This window comes from Amycolatopsis sp. lyj-84 (assembly GCF_046549075.1).
In the GTDB taxonomy this organism is placed as follows: domain Bacteria; phylum Actinomycetota; class Actinomycetes; order Mycobacteriales; family Pseudonocardiaceae; genus Amycolatopsis.
Window position 1 is genome coordinate 138,154 of record NZ_JAJPWO010000007.1, and the last position, 19,801, is coordinate 157,954.

At 69.7% G+C, this 19,801-nt stretch carries 19 protein-coding genes; 9 read left to right on the forward strand and 10 right to left on the reverse strand.

Annotated elements, in window-relative coordinates:
* The first annotated feature begins 66 nt into the window (after positions 1–66).
* The 3 genes from leuC (at position 67) to ACLJRM_RS22165 (ending at position 3,039) form a co-directional block, all read left to right on the forward strand.
* Positions 67–1,485, forward strand: coding sequence for a 3-isopropylmalate dehydratase large subunit (gene leuC, locus ACLJRM_RS22155; RefSeq protein WP_101609848.1), 1,419 nt, complete (start codon positions 67–69; stop codon positions 1,483–1,485).
* A gap of 32 nt (positions 1,486–1,517) precedes the next feature.
* Positions 1,518–2,120, forward strand: a complete 603-nt coding sequence (gene leuD, locus ACLJRM_RS22160; protein WP_101609847.1) for a 3-isopropylmalate dehydratase small subunit — start codon at positions 1,518–1,520, stop codon at positions 2,118–2,120.
* A gap of 253 nt (positions 2,121–2,373) precedes the next feature.
* Positions 2,374–3,039, forward strand: a complete 666-nt coding sequence (locus ACLJRM_RS22165; RefSeq protein ID WP_101609846.1) for an HU family DNA-binding protein — start codon at positions 2,374–2,376, stop codon at positions 3,037–3,039.
* A 771-nt stretch (positions 3,040–3,810) separates the two neighbouring features.
* Here the strand turns inward: ACLJRM_RS22165 and ACLJRM_RS22170 are convergent.
* From ACLJRM_RS22170 to cofC, 3 genes are read right to left on the reverse strand one after another with little or no spacing between them, the layout of a single operon-like run.
* Positions 3,811–4,746 carry an NUDIX hydrolase gene (locus ACLJRM_RS22170; protein ID WP_101609845.1) on the reverse strand — a complete coding sequence of 312 codons (936 nt, stop codon included), beginning with the start codon at positions 4,744–4,746 and terminating at the stop codon, positions 3,811–3,813.
* On the reverse strand, positions 4,743–7,061 hold the full coding sequence (locus tag ACLJRM_RS22175) for an RNA degradosome polyphosphate kinase (RefSeq protein ID WP_174720451.1): 2,319 nt from the start codon (positions 7,059–7,061) through the stop codon (positions 4,743–4,745). Before ACLJRM_RS22175 ends, ACLJRM_RS22170 begins: the two co-directional genes overlap by 4 nt.
* Before the next feature lie 58 nt (positions 7,062–7,119).
* On the reverse strand, positions 7,120–7,749 hold the full coding sequence (gene cofC, locus ACLJRM_RS22180; protein WP_101609844.1) for a 2-phospho-L-lactate guanylyltransferase: 630 nt from the start codon (positions 7,747–7,749) through the stop codon (positions 7,120–7,122).
* A gap of 66 nt (positions 7,750–7,815) precedes the next feature.
* On the opposite strand from cofC, the gene ACLJRM_RS22185 reads away from it, so the two are divergent.
* The 3 genes from ACLJRM_RS22185 (at position 7,816) to ACLJRM_RS22195 (ending at position 10,323) form a co-directional block, all read left to right on the forward strand.
* Complete coding sequence (locus ACLJRM_RS22185; protein ID WP_168214384.1) at positions 7,816–8,559, forward strand: lysophospholipid acyltransferase family protein; 744 nt, start codon at positions 7,816–7,818, stop codon at positions 8,557–8,559.
* Positions 8,559–9,584: an NAD(P)H-dependent glycerol-3-phosphate dehydrogenase gene (locus ACLJRM_RS22190; RefSeq protein WP_101609843.1), complete on the forward strand. Its 1,026-nt coding sequence runs from the start codon at positions 8,559–8,561 to the stop codon at positions 9,582–9,584. Before ACLJRM_RS22185 ends, ACLJRM_RS22190 begins: the two co-directional genes overlap by 1 nt.
* A 259-nt stretch (positions 9,585–9,843) precedes the next feature.
* Entirely contained in the window at positions 9,844–10,323 is a 480-nt protein-coding gene (locus ACLJRM_RS22195; RefSeq protein ID WP_101609842.1) for a cysteine dioxygenase, read from the forward strand.
* On the opposite strand, the gene ACLJRM_RS22200 is transcribed toward ACLJRM_RS22195, so the two are convergent.
* From ACLJRM_RS22200 to ACLJRM_RS22225, 6 genes are all read right to left on the reverse strand, one after another.
* Positions 10,320–11,336, reverse strand: coding sequence for an asparaginase (locus tag ACLJRM_RS22200; protein ID WP_101609841.1), 1,017 nt, complete (start codon positions 11,334–11,336; stop codon positions 10,320–10,322). The two genes, ACLJRM_RS22195 and ACLJRM_RS22200, sit on opposite strands and share 4 nt — an antisense overlap.
* A gap of 97 nt (positions 11,337–11,433) precedes the next feature.
* Complete coding sequence (locus ACLJRM_RS22205; RefSeq protein ID WP_410664172.1) at positions 11,434–12,258, reverse strand: class I SAM-dependent methyltransferase; 825 nt, start codon at positions 12,256–12,258, stop codon at positions 11,434–11,436.
* Positions 12,255–12,635 carry a VOC family protein gene (locus ACLJRM_RS22210; RefSeq protein ID WP_101609839.1) on the reverse strand — a complete coding sequence of 127 codons (381 nt, stop codon included), beginning with the start codon at positions 12,633–12,635 and terminating at the stop codon, positions 12,255–12,257. The genes ACLJRM_RS22205 and ACLJRM_RS22210 overlap by 4 nt, the downstream gene beginning before the upstream one ends.
* 158 nt (positions 12,636–12,793) lie before the next feature.
* Complete coding sequence (locus tag ACLJRM_RS22215) at positions 12,794–13,531, reverse strand: FAD:protein FMN transferase (protein ID WP_101609838.1); 738 nt, start codon at positions 13,529–13,531, stop codon at positions 12,794–12,796.
* Positions 13,528–13,953, reverse strand: coding sequence for an FMN-binding protein (locus tag ACLJRM_RS22220; RefSeq protein WP_410602837.1), 426 nt, complete (start codon positions 13,951–13,953; stop codon positions 13,528–13,530). Before ACLJRM_RS22220 ends, ACLJRM_RS22215 begins: the two co-directional genes overlap by 4 nt.
* A gap of 18 nt (positions 13,954–13,971) precedes the next feature.
* Positions 13,972–15,318 carry a ferric reductase-like transmembrane domain-containing protein gene (locus ACLJRM_RS22225; protein ID WP_101609836.1) on the reverse strand — a complete coding sequence of 449 codons (1,347 nt, stop codon included), beginning with the start codon at positions 15,316–15,318 and terminating at the stop codon, positions 13,972–13,974.
* A gap of 146 nt (positions 15,319–15,464) precedes the next feature.
* Between ACLJRM_RS22225 and ACLJRM_RS22230 the strand changes: the two genes are divergently transcribed.
* Together ACLJRM_RS22230 and ACLJRM_RS22235 are read left to right on the forward strand one after the other, a co-directional pair.
* Positions 15,465–16,163 carry a response regulator transcription factor gene (locus ACLJRM_RS22230; RefSeq protein WP_101613432.1) on the forward strand — a complete coding sequence of 233 codons (699 nt, stop codon included), beginning with the start codon at positions 15,465–15,467 and terminating at the stop codon, positions 16,161–16,163.
* Positions 16,160–17,596, forward strand: coding sequence for a sensor histidine kinase (locus tag ACLJRM_RS22235; RefSeq protein ID WP_101609835.1), 1,437 nt, complete (start codon positions 16,160–16,162; stop codon positions 17,594–17,596). The genes ACLJRM_RS22230 and ACLJRM_RS22235 overlap by 4 nt, the downstream gene beginning before the upstream one ends.
* A gap of 78 nt (positions 17,597–17,674) precedes the next feature.
* Here the strand turns inward: ACLJRM_RS22235 and ACLJRM_RS22240 are convergent, their stop codons facing one another.
* Entirely contained in the window at positions 17,675–18,328 is a 654-nt protein-coding gene (locus ACLJRM_RS22240) for a pyridoxamine 5'-phosphate oxidase family protein (RefSeq protein ID WP_101609834.1), read from the reverse strand.
* A 90-nt stretch (positions 18,329–18,418) separates the two neighbouring features.
* Between ACLJRM_RS22240 and ACLJRM_RS22245 the strand changes: the two genes are divergently transcribed.
* Positions 18,419–19,777, forward strand: coding sequence for a PLP-dependent aminotransferase family protein (locus tag ACLJRM_RS22245; RefSeq protein WP_410664173.1), 1,359 nt, complete (start codon positions 18,419–18,421; stop codon positions 19,775–19,777).
* Positions 19,778–19,801: the final 24 nt, after the last annotated feature.

A 19,801-nucleotide genomic window follows, 5' to 3' on the forward strand; every position in this document is an offset into this window, starting at 1 on the left:
CTTCCCGAAGTTTGAGATGTCCAGATGGTGGGAAGTACCTATTTCACCGCATGTGAGGAGCCGGAAATGCCCCGGACACTGGCCGAGAAAGTGTGGGAGTCGCACCTGGTGCGGCGCGGCGAGGGGGCCGAGCCCGACCTGCTCTACATCGATCTGCACCTGCTGCACGAGGTCACCAGCCCGCAGGCCTTCGACGGACTCCGCCTGGCGGGCCGGAAACTGCGCCGCCCCGACCTCACCATCGCGACCGAGGACCACAACGTCCCGACGATCGACATCGAGCTGCCGATCGCGGATCCCGTGTCCCGGACGCAGGTCGACACCCTTCGCAACAACTGCAAGGAGTTCGGCGTCCGGCTGCATCCGATGGGCGACGCCGAGCAGGGCATCGTGCACGTCATCGGCCCGCAGCTGGGCCTGACCCAGCCCGGGATGACCGTGGTGTGCGGCGACAGTCACACCTCGACGCACGGTGCCTTCGGCGCGATGGCCTTCGGGATCGGCACCTCCGAGGTCGAACACGTGATGGCGACCCAGACCCTGCCGCTCCGTCCATTCAAGACGATGGCGATCACCGTCGACGGCACCCTGCGCCCCGGTGTCACGGCGAAGGACGTCATCCTCGCGGTGATCGCGAAGATCGGCACCGGCGGCGGACAGGGCTACGTCCTCGAGTACCGCGGCGAAGCCATCGAAAACCTGTCGATGGAAGCCCGGATGACGGTGTGCAACATGTCCATCGAAGCCGGGGCGCGCGCCGGGCTCATCGCTCCGGACGAGACGACGTTCGCGTACCTGAAGGGCCGTCCGCACGCGCCGCAGGGCGCCGACTGGGACGCCGCCGTCGAAAACTGGCGTGAACTCCGCACGGACGACGACGCGGTCTTCGACGCCGAGGTTCGCCTGAACGCCGACGAGCTCACGCCTTTCGTGACCTGGGGCACGAACCCGGGCCAGGGCCTCCCGCTGGGCGCCGAGGTGCCCGATCCCGAGCGGATCGGTGACGAGAACGAGCGCATCGCCGCTGAGAAGGCCCTGTCCTATATGGACCTGAAGCCCGGCACGCCGCTGCGCGAGATCTCGGTGGACACCGTCTTCCTCGGCTCGTGCACGAATGGCCGTATCGAGGACCTGAGGGCCGCCGCGGACGTCCTGCGGGGGCACCGGGTCGCCGAGTCCGTCCGGATGCTCGTCGTCCCGGGCTCGATGCGTGTCCGCCAGGCGGCGGAAGCCGAAGGGCTGGACCGGGTCTTCACCGAAGCGGGCGCGGAATGGCGTCAGGCGGGCTGTTCGATGTGCCTCGGCATGAACCCGGACCAGCTCAAGCCGGGCGAGCGCAGCGCGTCGACCTCGAACCGCAACTTCGAAGGCAGGCAGGGCAAGGGCGGCCGGACGCACCTGGTCTCGCCCCTCGTGGCGGCCGCGACGGCCGTGCGGGGAACCCTGTCCAGCCCCGAAGACCTGCAGCCCGCCACCGCCCGCTGACATCGCTGACATCCGCGAAGGAGTTCCCAACCATGGATGCGTTCACCCACCACACCGGCGTCGGGGTCCCGCTGCGCAGGTCCAACGTGGACACTGACCAGATCATCCCGGCGGTCTACCTCAAGCGCGTGAGCCGCACCGGCTTCGAGGACGGTCTCTTCGCCGCTTGGCGCTCCGACGAGTCGTTCATCCTCAACCAAGAGCCCTTCACGAGCGGGTCGGTCCTGGTCGCGGGCCCGGACTTCGGCACCGGTTCCTCCCGCGAGCACGCGGTCTGGGCCCTGATGGACTACGGCTTCCGTGCCGTGATCTCGGCCCGGTTCGCGGACATCTTCCGCGGTAACTCGGGCAAGCAGGGCCTCGTCGCCGCTCAGGTCGAGCAGGCCGACGTCGAACTGCTGTGGAAGCTGCTCGAAAACGAGCCTGGGACGGAGGTCACGGTGGACCTCGAGTCGAAGACGGTACGAGCCAAGGACTTCACCGCGCCCTTCCAGATCGACGACTACACCCGCTGGCGGCTCCTCGAAGGGCTCGACGACATCGCCCTGACACTCCGCCACGCGGAGGAGATCGACACTTTCGAGATCCAGCGCCCCTCCTGGAAGCCGGTGACCCTCCCGGCGGCCACCTCCTAGGCCCGGTCGAAGGGGGCGGATTCCCTTGCTGAGCAGGGAATCCGCACCCCGGCCGAGGGTCCTTCGCAGAGCCCCGAAACCACACCGAACGGCACCTCTAGAGGCCCCGGAGGGGTCCCTCGAGAGGCGGAACAGCCCCCGAGGCAAGGGAAATTTCCGCGCGTCGTTTGGAATTTGTGCTGCATTGGTAATACCGTGTGCGCTAAGTCGGCCGACGGGGCCGTGCACAACAAGTTCTTCTTGGAGGACTGGAATGGCCAACAAGGCCCAGCTGATCGAGGCGCTGTCGGAGCGCCTGGGCGACAAGAAGGTCGCGTCGGAGGCCGTCGATGGCCTTGTCGACATCATCATCCGGACGGTCAACAAGGGCGAGAAGGTGAACATCACCGGCTTCGGTGTGTTCGAGAAGCGCGCCCGCGCCGCCCGTACCGCGCGTAACCCGCGCACCGGTGAGACCGTCCGCGTCAAGAAGACCAACGTGCCCGCTTTCCGCGCCGGCACGACCTTCAAGGACGTCATCAGCGGTTCGAAGAAGCTGCCGAAGGCCACCGCTGTGAAGCGCGCGACCGCCGGCACCACCACTCGGGCCGCCGCCACCCGCGCGACGACGACCCGGACGGCCGCCAGCCGCCCGGCCGCGACGCGCACCACCACCACGCGGACTCGCGCCGCCGCCGCCACGACGCGCACCGCCGCGAAGCCGGCCGCCAAGGCGACCGCGACCAAGGCCGCCGCCAAGCCGGCAGCGGCCAAGGCGGCGCCGAAGACCGCGGCCAAGGCCACGACTCGCGCCACCACGGCCAAGAAGGCGACCGCCACCAAGGCCGCCGCGAAGCCGGCCGCCAAGGCGACTGCCGCCAAGGCTCCCGCCAAGAAGGCTCCGGCCAAGCGGACTTCGGCGGCCGCGAAGAAGAAGTAAGCTCTCTCTTCCAGAGTGAGCCAACGGCAGGGCCCCGCGCACGGCGCGGGGCCCTGCCGCATTTTCGGGGCAGGTGCGCCGAGGCCGTCTCTATTCCCCTCAACGCCCTTGGGAGAGGGCGTCCGGGGAAACGGGACCCGGAACGGATCCGCGGCGGTCTGTGGACGAATGCGCCGGGCATACGGCGGAGCTGTCCACTCTTCGTAGAACCGCGCGGTCGCCCCGGTCACCCCGATGCCGCATCATCTCGCTCCCCGAGCAGCCCTCCACAGTGGAGCGACGACCGTCCGCACCGGGCTGTTGCCGCTGGACAACGCCTCGCGAGACCGGATCCCGGCGCGGCGGCGGAACTCATTTCGCGGCGGATCCACCTGCTCGCAAGTACTTCGGAATCCGGCGAGCTTTGCCTCACCGGGACACGGCCGGAGCAGAGGCGCGTCACCCACGTGGGGGAGTCGCTTTCGAAAACGCGGTGCGGATGAGTGGTGGCCAGGTGGGTCGTGAGCGGCGATTCGGGTTCTAGAGGGGTAGGGCAAAGGTGTCGCTGTGGCTGAACTCAAGGTGAGCGAGGGCGTGACTCGTGTGCTTGGAGCCGGATCACGCGAGATCCGTCTCCAAGCACAGGTGATCCGTCTCTGATCACGCGTGACCGCCGCCCGATCACACGCGAGCACCCATCCCGCCCGAACACGCCACTCACGCCCCAAACTCGCGTGAAAGCCCCCTTCTCTGCTGAGCCGAGGGAAGGGGGCCTTCACGCGCAAGAAAGCGTCAGGGATGCGCCGGAGCAGGAGTGGGCAAAGGCGACGCGAAGTAGTCCGCGGCCACCAGTACCGGCCCGTCCTCCTCGGTCGGCGCCCGGAAAGACAGAACCCAGAACGAGCCCTTCTTCGACGGCACCACACCGCCTCGCGCGGCGGGCAGGTCGACGCCGTCGCGGTCGGCCAGCGCGCTGACGACGTCCGGGATCACGCCGCCCTGGCTGGAGATCACCGGTGTCCCGCCGTCCCCGGCGATGGCCAGCAACCGTGCGACACCGAGCACGGGATCCGGCCAGTAGCCCTCTTCCGACAGCAGCGGCTCGTGCCGGATCTCGGTTTCGAGATCCTCGGCGAGCCCGTTCACCGTCTGGACGCACCGGAGCCGCGGCGCCGAGAGGACCCTGCCGGGCGCGTAGTGCTTCAACAGCGAACGCAGTGCTTCCGCCTGACGCTGACCCGCTTCCGAAAGCGGGCGCAGGTCGTCGTCACCGTTCCACTCGTCCCGCTTACCGGCCTTGGCGTGCCGTACCAGGATCACCGTGGCGAGTTCGGGCGGCAGTGCGGAGAACTCGCGCAGCACCCGGACGTCCCCCGGCCGCGTCAGCAGTTTCTCCGCGGTCTCCGCGTCGAGCCAGCGCAGTTCGTCGACCTCGTCGTTCGGAGCGAACGAGCCGGAAGCCGCGTGGGCGGCGAAGTAGTCGACGGTCTTGGGAGAGCCAGCCACGGTGTACTCGGTCCGGAACAGATAGCGGCCGAGCACCGCCTCGAATCCGGTCTCCTCCTGGATCTCCCGGACCGCCGCTTCCGCGATGGTCTCGCCCGGATCCAGCTTTCCCTTCGGCAGCGACCAATCGTCGTAGCGGGGCCGATGGACCAGCGCGACCTCGGTCCGGTCCCCGTCGCGACGCCAGAGGACGGCCCCCGCCGCCCGCACGATCCCGCTCATCCGGCGGCTCCGTGCCGCTTCGCCAGTTCGACCTGATGATCGCGGACGTCGTCGCCGGACGCGGGGAACGGGGTCCACTCACCGGTCGAGTTCAGCACCCAGCACCGGGTCGCCGGATGCAGCGCCGATTCGAAGATGTAGTCCAGTTGCGCCGTCAGCTTCGGTTCCTTGACCCGCACCAGCGCCTCGATACGACGGTCCAGGTTGCGGTGCATCATGTCCGCGCTGCCGATCCAGTGCGTGCCGCCCGCGCGGAAGTTGAAGATCCGCGAGTGTTCCAGGAAACGGCCGAGGATCGACCGGACGTGGATGTTCTCGCTCAGCCCCTCCACACCCGGCTTCAGCGCGCAGATGCCGCGCACGACGATGTCGACCGGCACCCCGGCCTGCGAAGCGTGGTACAGCGCGTCGATGATCTGTTCGTCGACGAGCGAGTTGCACTTGAGCCGGATCCCGGCGGTCTGCCCGGCGCGCGCGAGTTCGATCTCCTCGCCGATCGCGCGCACGATGCCGCGGCGGATCCCGTGCGGCGACGTGAGGATGTTGCGGTAGGTGTCCTGGCGGGAGTACCCGGTGAGCACGTTGAACAGATCCGTCAGGTCCGCGCCGATCGTCGGGTCGGCGGTCAGGATGCCGAGGTCCTCGTAGAGACGCGCGGTCTTCGGGTTGTAGTTGCCGGTGCCGATGTGGCAGTAGCGGCGGATGGTCGAACCCTCCTGGCGCACCACCATCGACACCTTGCAGTGCGTCTTCAGCCCGACGAGGCCGTAGACCACGTGGACGCCCGCGCGTTCCAGGGTGCGGGCCCAGGTGATGTTGGCCTGCTCGTCGAACCGCGCCTTGATCTCGACCAGCGCGACGACCTGCTTGCCCGCCTCGGCGGCGTCGATCAGCGCGTCGACGATCGGGGAGTCGCCGGAGGTGCGGTACAGCGTCTGCTTGATCGCCAGCACCTTCGAGTCCGCGGCGGCCTGTTCGATGAACCGCTGGACGCTGGTGGAGAACGAGTCGTACGGGTGGTGCACGAGGACGTCGCCCTCGCGCAGCGTCGCGAACACCGACTTCGGCGTCTCGCGCTCACCGAACGCCGGATGCGTCGCGGGAACGAAAGGGCGGTCCTTGAGTTCTTTCCGGTCGACGCCGGAAAGCTGGTGCAGGCAGGTCAGGTCCAGCAGACCGGGCACCTCGACGACGTCGCGCGGGTCGACCTCCAGTTCGCGCAGCAGCAGTTCGAGCATGTGCTCGCTCATGTCCTGCGCCACTTCGAGCCGCACCGGCGGGCCGAACCGGCGCTGGGCCAGTTCGCGTTCCAGCGCCTGGAGCAGATCCTCGTCCCGGTCCTCTTCGACCTCGAAGTCCGCGTTGCGGGTGACCCGGAACGCGTGGTGCTCGGTGACCTCCATCCCGGTGAACAACTCGCCGAGGTGGGCGGCGATCAGTTCCTCCAGGGGAAGGAAGGTCGCGGTGCGGCTTTCCCTCGGCTGCTGCTCGATCCGCATCAGGCGCGGCACGTTGCTCGGCACCTTGACGCGCGCGAACCGTTCGGTGCCGCCCTCCGGGTCGCGGACGGTCACCGCGAGGTTGAGCGAGAGGCCGGAGATGTAGGGGAACGGGTGCGCGGGATCCACGGCCAGCGGTGTGAGCACCGGGAAGATCTGCTCGCTGAAGTAGTTGGACAGCCGGAGCTGGTCGGCGCCGGTCAGGTCGTTCCAGCCGACGATGTGGATGTCTTCGTCGGCCAGCTGCGGCCGCAGGTGCAGTTCGAAGGCGTTCGTGTGCCGCTCGACGAGATCCTGGTTCCGCTTGGCGATGTAGGCCAGTTGCTCGCGCGGGGTGAGCCCGTCCGCGCTGCGGACCGGGAGCCCCGTCTCGTCACGGCGCTTCAGCCCGGCGACCCGCACCATGTAGAACTCGTCCAAATTGGACGCGAAGATCGCCAGGAACTTGCCGCGTTCGATGAGCGGCTGAGATTCGTCCTCGGCCAGCGCGAGCACGCGCGCGTTGAAGTCCTGCCACGAGAGCTCACGGTTGAAGTACCGGTCATCGGGCAGCGTCTCGACGGCGGTGGGCGCCGACGTCACCGCGGGAGGCGCGGCGGGCAGCGCGCGGAACTCCTGTGCGGGACGGCTCGCCGCCCCGCCGCGGGTCGCGCGGGGAGTGCGGTGATTGCCGGTGCTCTTCACCACGGGACCGGTCTTCCGCGCCCTGGCGGGTTTGGCCGCCGCGCTGGTGTCCGGTTCCGGTTTCGCGGCGGAGGTCTTCCGCTTCCTTGCCGAGTTCGGGGTGCCGCCGTCGTTTGTGCTCACGGGCTTCATTGTTCACCACTCGGCGCGATTATGTGCGCCGCGCGCGGGTCCTCGGGGTGAACTCTCGTCACATCACCACGCAGGGTGTTCCCAACAGTGTTGAAGTGCGCTTTCCGGCACCGAGGGTGCGGACGTGAGCGAGATCATCCGCGGTGTCCACGTCCGCGCGGAGTGAGTCCGCGGGAAGGGTGAGCGGGGTCGCACCGGAGGCGGTGTGCGCCCGCGCGGATCCCTCGCCGAACCGGGGTGCCAGCGCGCGGCCCGCCCCCGCGAGCAACAGCGTCGTGCCCGTTCCCTGCCGGTCCGCGACGAATGCCCGATGCCCGGCGGCTTCGGCGAGCGCGGCGGTGAGGTCCTCGGTCCGCAGCGCGGGCAGGTCGGCCTGCAGGGCCCCGACGAGACCGGACGGTGTGTCCCGGCGCAGCAGCTCTTCGCCGTACCGCAGGGCCGCGTTCAACCCGCCCCGCGACGGCTCGGTGACGATCTCGACGCCCAGCTCGGTGAGATCCGCCACGGACGCCGGGTCGGCCGCGATCACCAGCACCCGGCGGACCCCGTCCGCCGAGGTCGCCGCGGACAGGGTGTCGTAGGCCAGCGCCAGCACCAGTTCGGGGTGCCGCTCGGGAACGACCGCGCCGCGAAGCCGCGACTTGCCCTCCGCCGGTCGTTTCATCGGCACGATCAGGTCGATGCCCATACTGTCCACATCTCTCTTCTTACCCGACCCTCCCTGGACCCCGCTCGCGTGCGCGCGGCAGGATCAGTGCTCTGGGACGGCACGCGCGACTTGGAGGAGGACGAATTGGCCCGGCGTGAGAAGGGCGGCATCTGGGTTGGCATCGCCGCCGCACTGTTCTACCCGGCGACGGCCATCGGCAAGCGGGTCTACCGCAACGCCGAGCGGATCCCCCGCGAAGGCGGCGCGCTGCTGCTGCTCAACCACGTGTCCCACATGGACCCGGCGGTGGACGCGGTGTTCGTGCACCGTCAGAAGCGGGTGCCGCGGTTCCTCGGCAAGGAGAGCCTGACCAGGACGCCGGTCTTCGGCAAGATCTTCGTCGGCGCGGGCCAGATCCCGGTCTCGCGCGGTTCGGCCGCCGCCGGTGACAGCCTCAAGGCCGCCCACCAGGCGTTGCGTGACGGCAAGGTCGTGGTGATCTATCCCGAGGGGACGATCAGCAAGGACCCGGACGGCTGGCCCAAGAAGCCGTTCACCGGTGCCGCGCGCCTCGCGCTCGAGACCGACGTGCCGGTGATCCCGATCGCCCGCTGGGGCACGAACCACATCTTCAACGGCTACACGAAGAAGTTCACGCCGTTCCCCCGCAAGAAGATCACGCACCTGGTCGGCGAGCCGATGGACCTGTCCGCCTACCGGAACGGTTCCACGCGCAGCGCGTCCAAGCTGCGCGAGGTCACCGAGCTGATGATGACCGAGATCACCGCGCTCCTGGCGGAAATCCGCCAGGAGGAACCGCCCGCGAAGAAGCCGGGGGACGACGCCTGATGGCCGGAACCGCCACCGAGGTCCAGCGCCTGACCGTGCTCGGCGCGGGATCGTGGGGGACGGCGTTCGCCAAGGTGCTCGGCGACGCCGGCCGGGACGTGACCATCTGGGCCCGGCGGCCCGAGGTCGCGGCCGAAATCCGGGACCGGCATCGCAATTCATCCTATTTGCCGGATATCGACCTGCCCGCGCGGATCACCGCGACGGCGGATCCGGCCGAGGCGCTCGACGGCGCGCAGGCCGTGGTCCTCGCGGTGCCGAGCCAGACGTTGCGGACCAATCTGTCGGAGTGGTCCGGCCTGCTGCCCTCCGACGCGATCCTGGTGAGCCTCGCGAAGGGCGTCGAACTGGGCACGCTCAAGCGGATGAGCGAGGTCATCGCCGAGATCGCCCGCGTCGACGACGGGCAGATCGTGGTCGTGTCCGGGCCGAACCTGGCTAAGGAGATCGCGCTCGGGCAGCCGGCGGCGGCGGTGCTCGCGTGCACCGACCACGACAACGCCAAGGCGATCCAGCAGGCGAGCTTCAACCAGTACTTCCGGCCGTACACCAACACCGACGTCGTCGGCTGCGAGCTGGGCGGGGCGTGCAAGAACGTCATCGCGCTCAGCTGCGGGATGGCGGCGGGGCTGGGGCTGGGCGCGAACACCGTGGCCACGCTGATCACCCGGGGGCTCGCCGAGATGGCGCGGCTCGGCGCGAAACTCGGCGCCGACCCGCTGACCTTCGCCGGGCTCGCGGGCGTCGGAGACCTGGTGGCGACGTGCTCGTCGCCGCTGTCCCGCAACCGGACCTTCGGCGAGCGGCTCGGCCAGGGCGAGACGCTGGAGCAGGCGCTCGCGGCCACCGGCGGCCAGGTCGCCGAAGGCGTCAAGTCGTGCACGTCGATCCGGGAGCTCTCGAAGAGCCTCGGCGTCGACATGCCGATCACCGACGCGATGCACCGCGTCTGTCACGAAGGTGTCGACCCCCGGCGGGCGGGCGCGGAGCTGCTCGGGCGGTCGCAGAAGCACGAGTGGTCCTGAACAAGACCGCAGGATCGCGACAGACCGGGTCCGATTCGTGCTGCGAGCATGGTCGGCAGGTGCAGAACTCACGGTCCACGGTGTGAGATCGGTTGACCGCCGGGATCCGCACTGGTTCGCTGAGGGCATGTTCGCACGTGGGATGACTGTGTCGCGGGGCCTCTCGGGTCTTGGTGCGGTCGCGTGCGCGTGTCTCTGTTGTCGGTGAACCCCGCCCCGGCCCAGTTCGACACCTTCTTTCCTTTGCGAGGACTCCTTCATGTTCGCCGTCCCGGACAACACGCTCGTCATTCCCGAAAACCCCGCCCTGCGTCACCCGGTGCGGGTCGCGATCGAGTACGCCGCGGACCGTGACCGCTGGCGGCACCTCCTGCGCTACGACCCCGAGGCGCGCTTTTCCGCTCTCGTCGACGCCGACGAACTGCAGGAGATCTGGTTGATGAGCTGGCTGCCCGGCCAGCACACCGACCTGCACGACCACGAATTCGCCGCGGGCGCGTTCACCGTGGTCAGCGGGCAGCTGAGCGAGACCGTCGCCCGGCACGCGTCCGACGGGCGGGCGGTGACGGAGCTGCATTCGCTGGCGGAGGGCCAGTCGCGCGTCTTCGGTCCCGGCTACATCCACGAAGTGCGCAACGACGGCCCGGATCCCGCCGTCAGCGTGCACGTCTACCGGCACCAGACCCGCACCATGCGCCCGTACCACCTGGACCCCATCTCGGGCCCTATCCGGGACTAGCCCTGGGTCAGGTCGCCGCGCAGCCGGAATTCGGCCTCGACGCGCTCCCGGGAGGCACCGGTGGCGAGCAGGGTGTGCAGCAAAAGCCGGGATTTGCGCGGGTCGAGCCAGCCCGCCATGGTCGCGCCCATCGCGATCAGGTCGGACTCCGAACCGCGGAAGCCGTAGGTACCGCGGAACGTCGGCCCGGCGCCGGTGCGGCCGGCGACCACGATCGGCAGGTCGGGGAGCGCGCGCTCGATCACGTCGGCCGTCCCGGCCGAGACGTGACCGGCGCCGTTCGCGGCGAGCACCACTCCCTTGAGCCCGGCCTTGACCAGCGTCTCCAGGAGTTCGCCGGTGTCCTCGACGCCGCTCTCGAGGATCGGCACCAGCCCGGCGAAGTCCGCGTTCTCCAGGGACAACGCCGTCGGCCGGGCGGCGACCGGATGGAAGTAGTGCACCGCGCCCTCCGCGAGCAGCCCGAGCGGGCCGGCGGGATTCGACGAGAACGCCTCGACGTGGCTCGAATGCGCCTTGCGGACCCAGCGCGCGGCGTGGACGTCGTCGTTGAACGCGACCAGCGAACCGCGGCCCCGGCTGCGGGGATCGGCGGCGACGGTGAGCGCGGCGAGCAGGTTCGCCGGACCGTCGGCGCTGGGCAGGCTCGGGTTGCGCATGGCGCCGGTGACGACGATCGGGGCCTCGGAAGCCCAAGTCAGCTCGAAGAAATACGCGGTCTCTTCGAGGGTGTCCGTGCCCTGGACCACGACGACGCCCTCGGCGCCGTCGGCGACGGCCCGCGCGGCCCAGTCCCGGGTCCTGACGAGGGTCGCGAAGTCCATCGAAGCGCTGGAAATCCCCGCGAGGGTCTCCGCCCGGACGTCCATCGCCAGGTTCTCGCCCAGCTCGCCGAGCAGATCCGCCGCGGTGAGCCTGGGGACCGCGTGGTCTTCACCGTCGCCGGGGACCATGGAGATGGTGCCGCCCAAGGCGGCGACGGCGACCAGCGGCCGCCTGAACTGACTCGACATGTGCCCCATTCTTCACTCAATCACCGCAATTAGTCCTCTGGTTGCGGTAGCCGGCGGTCCGAACCACCGCAACCAGAGGACGAAAACGCGGAGGGTTTCAGGCGCGTTTGAACGCTTCGATGGTGAAACTGGCTGCCAGCCGTTGGGGATCCTTGGCCAGCCGCCATTCCTCGGTCGCCTCGTCGAGGGTCATGAACCCGGGCAGCGCGTTCCACGGCACGCTGTCGTGCTCTACCAGCTTCGTCAGCGTCAGTCCCGCGTCGAGCAGCGAAGTGACGATCTCACCCAGCCCGTGGTTCCATTCGTGCGTCCGGTTGTGCTCGAACGACACGTCGGTGTCCACATAGGTCCCCGGCTCGTCGAACACCAGCGGCTCGGCCTGCTCGAAATACGGGTAGTGCGGCGTGATCAGCGGCTGGGTCTCGTCGAGGGTGCCCAGCATCGGATGCATGTCCCGGATGAACAGCCGCCCGCCCGGCTTCAGCAGCGAGCCGACGACCTGTCCCCAGCGGGCGATGTCGGGCAGCCAGCAGATCGCGCCGATTCCGGTGTAGACGAGGTCGAACTCCCCGGCGCCCAGCACGTCGGCGGCACTGTACACATCGGACTCGTGGTACTCGATCTCCGCGCCCGTCTCGGCCGCCAGCCGCCGCGCGATCTCCAGCGCGGGTGCGGAGAAGTCGAGCCCGGTCATCCGCGCGCCGAGGCGGGACAGGGAAAGCGTGTCGGTGCCGATGTGGCACTGCAGGTGGACGCCGCGCGCACCGGAGACGTCGCCGAGCAGCGGCCGGTCGAAGGTGACCACCCCGCTGAGATGCGCGGGGTCCTTCACGAACCGTTCGTAGCCGTAATCCGCCGACGCGGCGTGCGCCGGAGCGCGTTCGTCCCAGTTCGCGCGGTTGACGGTGACGTAGTCCGTCACGAGGTCGCGGCCTTCTCGGCGGCGCTGCGCAGCACGCAGAATTCGTTGCCCTCGGGATCGCCCAGCACGGCCCAGCCGGTGCCGTCCGGATTACGCCGGTCGTGCAGCAGGGTCGCGCCCAGCGCCAGCACGCGTTCCACCTCTTCGTCGCGCGGGATGTCGGGCTCCAGGCAGAGATGGATCCGGTTCTTCACCGTCTTGGGCTCGGGGACCTGCCCGAAGAACAGGGTCACGCCGTTGTCCAGCACGATGATCGCCTCGGGATCGCCGGGCACGTCGTCCTCGGCCATCGGCTTGCCGACGACGCCACTCCAGAACCGGCCCAGTTCGTAGGCGTCGGCGCAGTCGAAGAAGAAATTCTGTACGACAGAGGTCATGGAGCCGCAGTCTGCCCGAGCCCGCGAACCCCGGCCAACGGTTTAAGGCCAGCGGGACAAGACGTCCTGCCGGGTAGTAGGTCCGTGAAGGCCTCCTTCCCTACTTTCAGGGTAGGGAAGGAGGCCTTCACGACCAGGCGAAACCATCACGTCACGACTCAAGCCAGCCGCAGCCCCGGCGACCGGTGCACCTGCCGTTCCGCGTCGATGACCAGCACCTGGCACCCCGGCTGCGAAGCGACCCAGGCGATTCCCTCGGTTCCCATCGCGAAAGCGGCCGTGGCCAGGGAATCCGCCGTGACGAGGTCGTCGGCGGTGACCGTGACGCTCAGCAGCCCGGTCGCCGGGCGCCCGGTCCGCCCGTCCAGGATGTGCGCCCCGCGCTCGTACTCCGCCGACGTCGCGACGGCACCATCGGACGACTCCACCACGGCGCAGATCGCGTTCGGCCGTTCGGGATGCCGGATGCCGACCCGCCAGGCGCGGCCGGGTTCGGGTTCGCCCGCGGTGACCACGTCCCCGCCGGCGTTGACGCAGAAGACGTCCAGGCCCTCGGCCAGCAGCAGTGACGCCGCCCGCTGCACCGCCCAGCCCTTGACCACCGCGTTCGGGTCGAGCCGTCGCCCGGGGAGCCGCGCGGTGAACGCCCCGCCGGACAGCCGTTCGTAGTGATCGCACAGCGAAAGCACCTCGAGCAGGTCGTCGCTCAGCTGGGAAGGGGCGAGTTCGCCGCGGTCGTAGCGGCAGACCTCGCTGTCGGCCCTGAACGGGCTGAACCGGGCGTCGACCTCCCGCAGCCAGCCGAAGACGCCGTCGATCGCGTGGTCGACGAGGGCACCGCCCGCCCGGACGTCGACCGAGACCGGCAGTCCCATCACCTGCTCGACGCGGTTCATCTGGCGTCCAGCGCCGCCTGCAGCGATTTGACGTACGACTCGCTCGTCGAAGTCGCCCCGGAGACGGTGTCGATGTCGGCGCTCTGCGCGGTCAGCGTTTCCTGCTGGAGCACCGGGATCGCGTCGACCCCGCGCCCGCTGGTCGGCCGCCGCAGCAGCCGGACGTCGGCGATCTTGTCTTCGGCCGAGATCACCAGCTGCACCTGGACGGTGCCGTACCGGTTGCTCTCCACCGAACCGTCGACGGTGCGTTCGGCGCCTTCGGAGGCACCACCGTCCGAAGAGGACACGGTGGACGGCGCGGGCGCCGGTGCGGCGACGGCCACGGTCTCCGAACCGAGCGGACCCGGTTCGTACAGCCAGACACCGAGGAAGCCGAAGGCCGACAGGGCGACCGTGGCGGCGACGATGGTCTTCTTCATGATCGGGGACTCCCTGACTCAGGCGGCGAGACTGAAACGTTCGGCGTGGACCTGACCGGCGGGTACCTGCAACTCCCGCAGGCTGCGCAACGTCGCCGAGGTCATCCCGGGCGGGCCGCAGACGAACACGTCCCGGTTCCGGACGTCCGGAACCATCCGCCGCAGGCTGTGCGCGCCGAGAATCGGACCGTGCGGACCGGCCAGATCGGACGGTCCACTGAGGACCCGGACGACGGCGCCGCGCGCCCGCGCCAGCCCCATCAGCTCCGGCAGCAGGACGGCGTCGTGCTGGGTGCGGACGCGGTAGAGCACCACGACGTGCCCGGAGATCTCCTCCAGCAGCGCGCGGATCGGCGTGATCCCGACACCGCCGGCGACCAGCAGCGCGTCGGGCTTTTGTTGGTGCATCGTGGTGAACGCGCCGTACGGTCCTTCGGCGAACACCCGGGTGCCGACCTTCAGCGACCGCAAGGACGCGCTGCCGTCACCGGCCGCCTTCGCGGTCAGCCGCAGGGTGCGGCCGTCCGGCGCGGCCGACAGCGAGAACGGATTGGCCTGCCACCAGCGATCCCTGGTCATGAATCGCCACAGGAAGAACTGGCCCGCCTTCGCGGGCATCTTGTCGAGGTGCTTGCCGGTCATGTACACCGACACGGTGTCGTGGGATTCGGGGACCACGGCGACGACCTTCAACTGGTGACGCAGGTTCCGCGCCAGCGGCAGGATCACGCGGCCGGCGACCACGGAGCCCAGCGCGACGCCCCACATCGCCCACCAATAGGCCTGCGCGCCCGGCGAGGACGCGAACGATCCGCCCAGCGCGATCTGATGGCTGAACGCCAGTACGACCGCGGCGTAGGTGTAGAGGTGGATGAAGTGCCAGGTCTCGTACGCCAGACGGCGGCGGGCGAAGCGCGCGGAAACGGCGCCGACGAGCAGGATCAGCGCGAACGCGACGACCGCGCGCAGGATCCCCTCCAGTTTGGTCACCATCGTGACGAACTCGTCCACCACGCCGTTGTCCTCGACCTGCGCGTAACCGAAGAGGATGAAGACGAAGTGCGCGAGCAGCGTCCACAGGAGGCTGAACCCGGTCCAGCGGTGCCAGACGGTGAGCCGGTCCATGCCGAGGCGGCGGTCGAGCCACGGCAGCCGGGCGACCAGCAGCAGCTGGAACGCCATCGCCAGCGCCCCGTAGAGCCCGGCCAGCCTGCCGATGCTGATGAGGACGTTGTCCGACGGCCCGGCGGCGAAGAAGAGCAGGGTCACGGCGGCCACATTGGCCCCGATGAAGGTCAAGAGCCCGGCGCGTGCGGCGATCCTGGGACGGATCGCCGGGCGCGGTTTCACGGCGGTCTGCGTCATGGTTGTCACACGTGGTCCCTTCCGGTCCGGTTCAAGTGCTGAGCCTGCTGTGCCAACCTGTGACCTTTCTTGGCGGAAGCTGTCGGCTTCCTGTCGTGTGCCCTCCCGCCTCGCTCTCGCGCGCGTGTTCACGGAGGATGGGGTTCGTGAACACCGAAAACCCCGTCCGCCTGCTCGTGGTGGACGACGAGCCGCATATCGCCGACCTGGTGGCCACCGTCGCCCGGTACGAGGGCTGGCAGGCCGTCACCGCCGGATCGGGCGAGGCCGCGCTCGCCAAGGCCGCCGAATTCGTGCCCGACATCGTCGTGCTCGACCTCATGCTGCCGGGGATCGACGGGTTCACCGTGCTGGACAAGCTCCGCGAGGCCGGGACGGCGGTGCCCGTGGTCTTCCTCACCGCGAAGGACGCGACGGCAGACCGTGTCGCCGGGCTCACCCGGGGCGGCGACGACTACCTCGTCAAGCCGTTCTCCGTCGAGGAACTGATGGCGCGGCTGCGTGCGGTCCTGCGCCGCAGCACCAGCCAGTCCAGGGCGGCCGCGGTGCTGCGGGTCGGCGACCTGACCCTGAACGAGGACACGCGCGAGGTCGCCCGCGACGGGAAACCCGCGGAGCTGACGCCGACCGAATACGAACTGCTGCGCTATCTCATGCGGCGTTCGCCTTCGGTGCTGACCAAGGCGCAGATCCTCGACCACGTCTGGGAGTACGACTTCGGCGGCCGGTCCAATGTGGTCGAACTCGTCATCTCGCATCTGCGCCGCAAACTCGACGACGGCGGCGAACCGCTGATCCACACCGTGCGCGGCGTCGGCTACGTCGTCCGGCAGGCGGCGAGATGAAAATGCTGCGCCGGTGGTACGACGCCTGGCGCCGATCGAGGCTCGGGACCCGGCTGGCACTCGGGCTCGGTGTCCTGGCGCTGATCGTGTTCGCCGTCGTCGGCACCGTGATGGTCGGCATCATGAAGGGCTACCTGAACGACCGGCTCGACGAACAGCTCGCCAAGACCCAGATCAGCCAGGTGCCCTCGTTGCGCACCACGCACGGCGGGAAACCGCAGCAGGCCTACGGCTGGTTCTCGGCGGTCTTCTCGGTACAGAACGGCGACGCGCTGCCGCAGGCGGGTGGTTCTCTCCCGCCGGACACGAAGGCTCTCGCGAAGGTCGCGGAGGACGCGACGCAGACCGAAGTGCTGCGCACGGTCTACATCGAGGACAAGGGCACCTACCGGGTCCGGGCCTGCCCGATCGAGCGCGACCAGAACATCGTGCTGGTCAGCGCCGCGCCGCAGGCGGATCTGGACCGGACGGTGAGCCAGCTGGTGATGGTCGAGGTCGTCGCGTTCCTGCTGGCGCTGGCGGTGCTGGTGATCGCGGGACGGCTGGTGCTGCGGCGCGGGCTGCGGCCGCTGAGCGACATGGCCGGGACGGCGCACGACATCGCGTCGCACGATCTGACCACGAACGCCGATCTCCCGGTGCGCGCGCGGCCGAACGGCGGCGGAGCCGAGGTCGAGGAACTGCGGACGGCGTTCAACCTGATGCTGGCGCACCTCGATTCCTCACTGGTCGCGCGCCGGGAGGCGAACGAACGGCTGCGGCGGTTCATCGCCGACGCCTCCCACGAACTGCGCACGCCGCTGACGTCGATCCGGGGCTACGCCGAGCTTTTCCGCTACGAGGCGGCCAACGAACCCGCCGAACGCGAGGCGCATCTGTCGAAGATCCGGGAAGAGACCCAGCGGATGAGCGTGCTCGTCGACGACCTCCTGCTCCTCGCGCGCCTCGACGCGCCGGAGAGCGAAGCGCCGCTACGGCTGGTCGATGTCGACCTCGCCGAACTGCTCACCGACGCGGGCGAGGCCTTCACCGCCGGGCGCCCGGAGCATCCGCTGACCCTCGGCCCGCTTCCGGAAGGTGTTGTCCTGCAAGCGGATCCGGTCCGGCTGCGGCAGGTGCTGGACAATCTTCTGGCCAACGCGGCGGTGCACACGCCACCCGGGACGGCGGTCACGCTGTCGGGCGCCGCCTCGGGCGCGGAGGTCGTCCTGCGGGTGAGCGACGCCGGGCCGGGGATCCCACCGGAAGCGCGGGAACGCATCTTCGACCGGTTCTTCCGGGTCGACACCGCCCGCACGCGCGGCAACGGCGGGACCGGGCTCGGGCTTTCGGTGGTGCGCTCGCTCGTTTCCGCGCACGGCGGGACGATCGAGGTCGAGAGCGTGCCGGGGGCGACGACGTTCACCGTGCGGCTGCCTAGACGGCTCTCGTAGCGCTTCGCGGAGTGCTAGGAAAGGCCCGTTACTGGCAAATTTTGCCAGTAACGGGCCTTTCCTAGCGTCGGCTACCCCCTACCCGACGCGAGTCTTCACGTGGTCCGGCACCGTCCACTCCGAAACCAGGTCCGCCGACGGTTCCGGTTCCCCGAAAACGGTCCGCACCGGCAGCACCCCCGCCCACGACAGATCGGCCGAGACCTCGTCCTCGGGGTCGTCGGGCCCTTCGCCGCGCATCTTCACCGAAGCCTCGGTGAGGTCCAGCTCCAGCACCGAAACCGACGCGAACTCCTTCGCGTTGACGTCCCGCGCGTGCTCCCACGAGCCGGGCGCGAGGTGGTCGGTCAGCACCCGGAGGCCGTGCATCTTCCGGTCGGCGTCGGTGACCGCGGCCGCCTTGCCCAGGATCACCGCGCTGCGGTAGTTCATCGAGTGGTTGTTGACCGAGCGCGCGTAGACGATGCCGTCGAGCAGCGTCACCGTGACGCAGACCTCGACGCCGTCGGAGTCGCGCATACTCTTCGCCCCGGTGGATCCGTGCAGGTAGAGCGTGTTCCCGTCGCGGCCGTAGCCGGTCGGGATGACCAGCGGGGCGCCGTCGCGCACGACGCCGAGATGGCAGATCAGGGCTTCGTCGAGCACCGCGTACAGCGCCGAGCGGTCGGTGAGCGCGCGGTTCTTCTTGCGGCCGAGTGTGGTCCGGTCGGTGGGAGAGAGCGGGGTGGACATGCGAGTAGTCTCACCCACGAGAGTGGACTGTAATAACGTCCAATTCTCCTATACTTGAGAAGGCCACTTCCGGAGAGCGCGGGGTACAGCATGTCCGACACCGCCCTGCCGGTCAGCCTCGACCGCGCTTCGCTCGTCCCGCTCGCGGTCCAGCTGGCCGACGCGTTGCGCGCCGCCGCGGGCGACGGGCATCTGCGCGGCGGCGACAGGCTGCCCTCGACCAGGGCGCTCGCGCACCGGCTCGGCGTCAGCCGCACGGTGACGTCGGCGGCGTACGAGCAGCTCCACGCGGAGGGCTGGATCGCCGGTCGCCACGGCTCCGGCACCTACGTCACCACGACACCGCCCGCGGACAGGCCGTCGAAAGGCCCCGCGCCGGGCGTGGCCGCCGCACCGCTCACGCTGGTCGACCTCACCCCGGGCGTGCCGTGGGCCGACGGCATCGAGAAGGCAGCCTGGCGCCGTGCGTGGCGGGCCGCCGCCGACCCGCGGCCGACCTATCGCGAGGACAGGGCCGGGCTGCCCGCGTACCGGGACGCGGTGTCCGAACATCTGCTGCGTCACCGCGGCCTCGCCGCCGGAACGGTGCTGGCCACCGGCGGGACGACGGCGGCGGTGATCGAACTCGCGGGCGCGGTGCTCTCGCGCGGCGACCGGGTCGCGATCGAGGAACCGGGCTACCAGCGCGCGGTGCAGGCGTTCCGGCGGGCGGGTCTCGAGGTCGTGTCCGTCCCGGTCGACGAGGAGGGCCTGCGCCCGGACGCCGTCCCGGCCGACGTGCGCGCGGTGTACTGCTCGCCCGCGCACCAGTACCCGCTCGGCAGCCGGATGAGCGCGTCCCGCCGGGTCGACCTGGTCGAACTCGCCCGCGCCGAAGGCATGCTGGTGATCGAGGACGACTACGACGGGGAGCTGCGGTTCGACGTCGCGCCGCTGCCGCTGCTGGCCGCGCTCGCCCCGGACGTCGTCGCGCATCTCGGGACCACGAGCAAGATCCTCACCCCGGCGCTGGGCGCGGGCTGGATGGTCGCGCCGACCCAGGTCGCGGCCGCGGTGCTGGAGTACCGAGAGGGAACCGGGACGCGCCCGTCGCCGGCGGGACAACGGGTGCTCGCCGAACTGGCGCGGCACGGCGATCTGGGGCGGCACCTGCGGAAGCTCCGGCGGGAACTGTCGGAGCGCCGGTCCCTGGTGTCGGCGACGCTGACGTCGGCAGGGATCCCGGTGCTCGGCGACGACGCGGGGGCGCATCTGGTCGTCCCGTGCGGATCGGCGGCCGAGGAAGCGGCGCGGATCGCGGCGGCGGAACGCGCCGGGATCCGGCTCGACGGTCTGGCCCGGCACTTCGCCGGGACGCCGACGGTGTTCGGGAACCTCATCGGGTACGCGGGCTGTTCGCGCGAAGCGCTCCACTCGGCGCTCAAACCACTTCTCGTCGTCCTGGCTTGACCTCTACCTTGCTTGAGGTCGTAA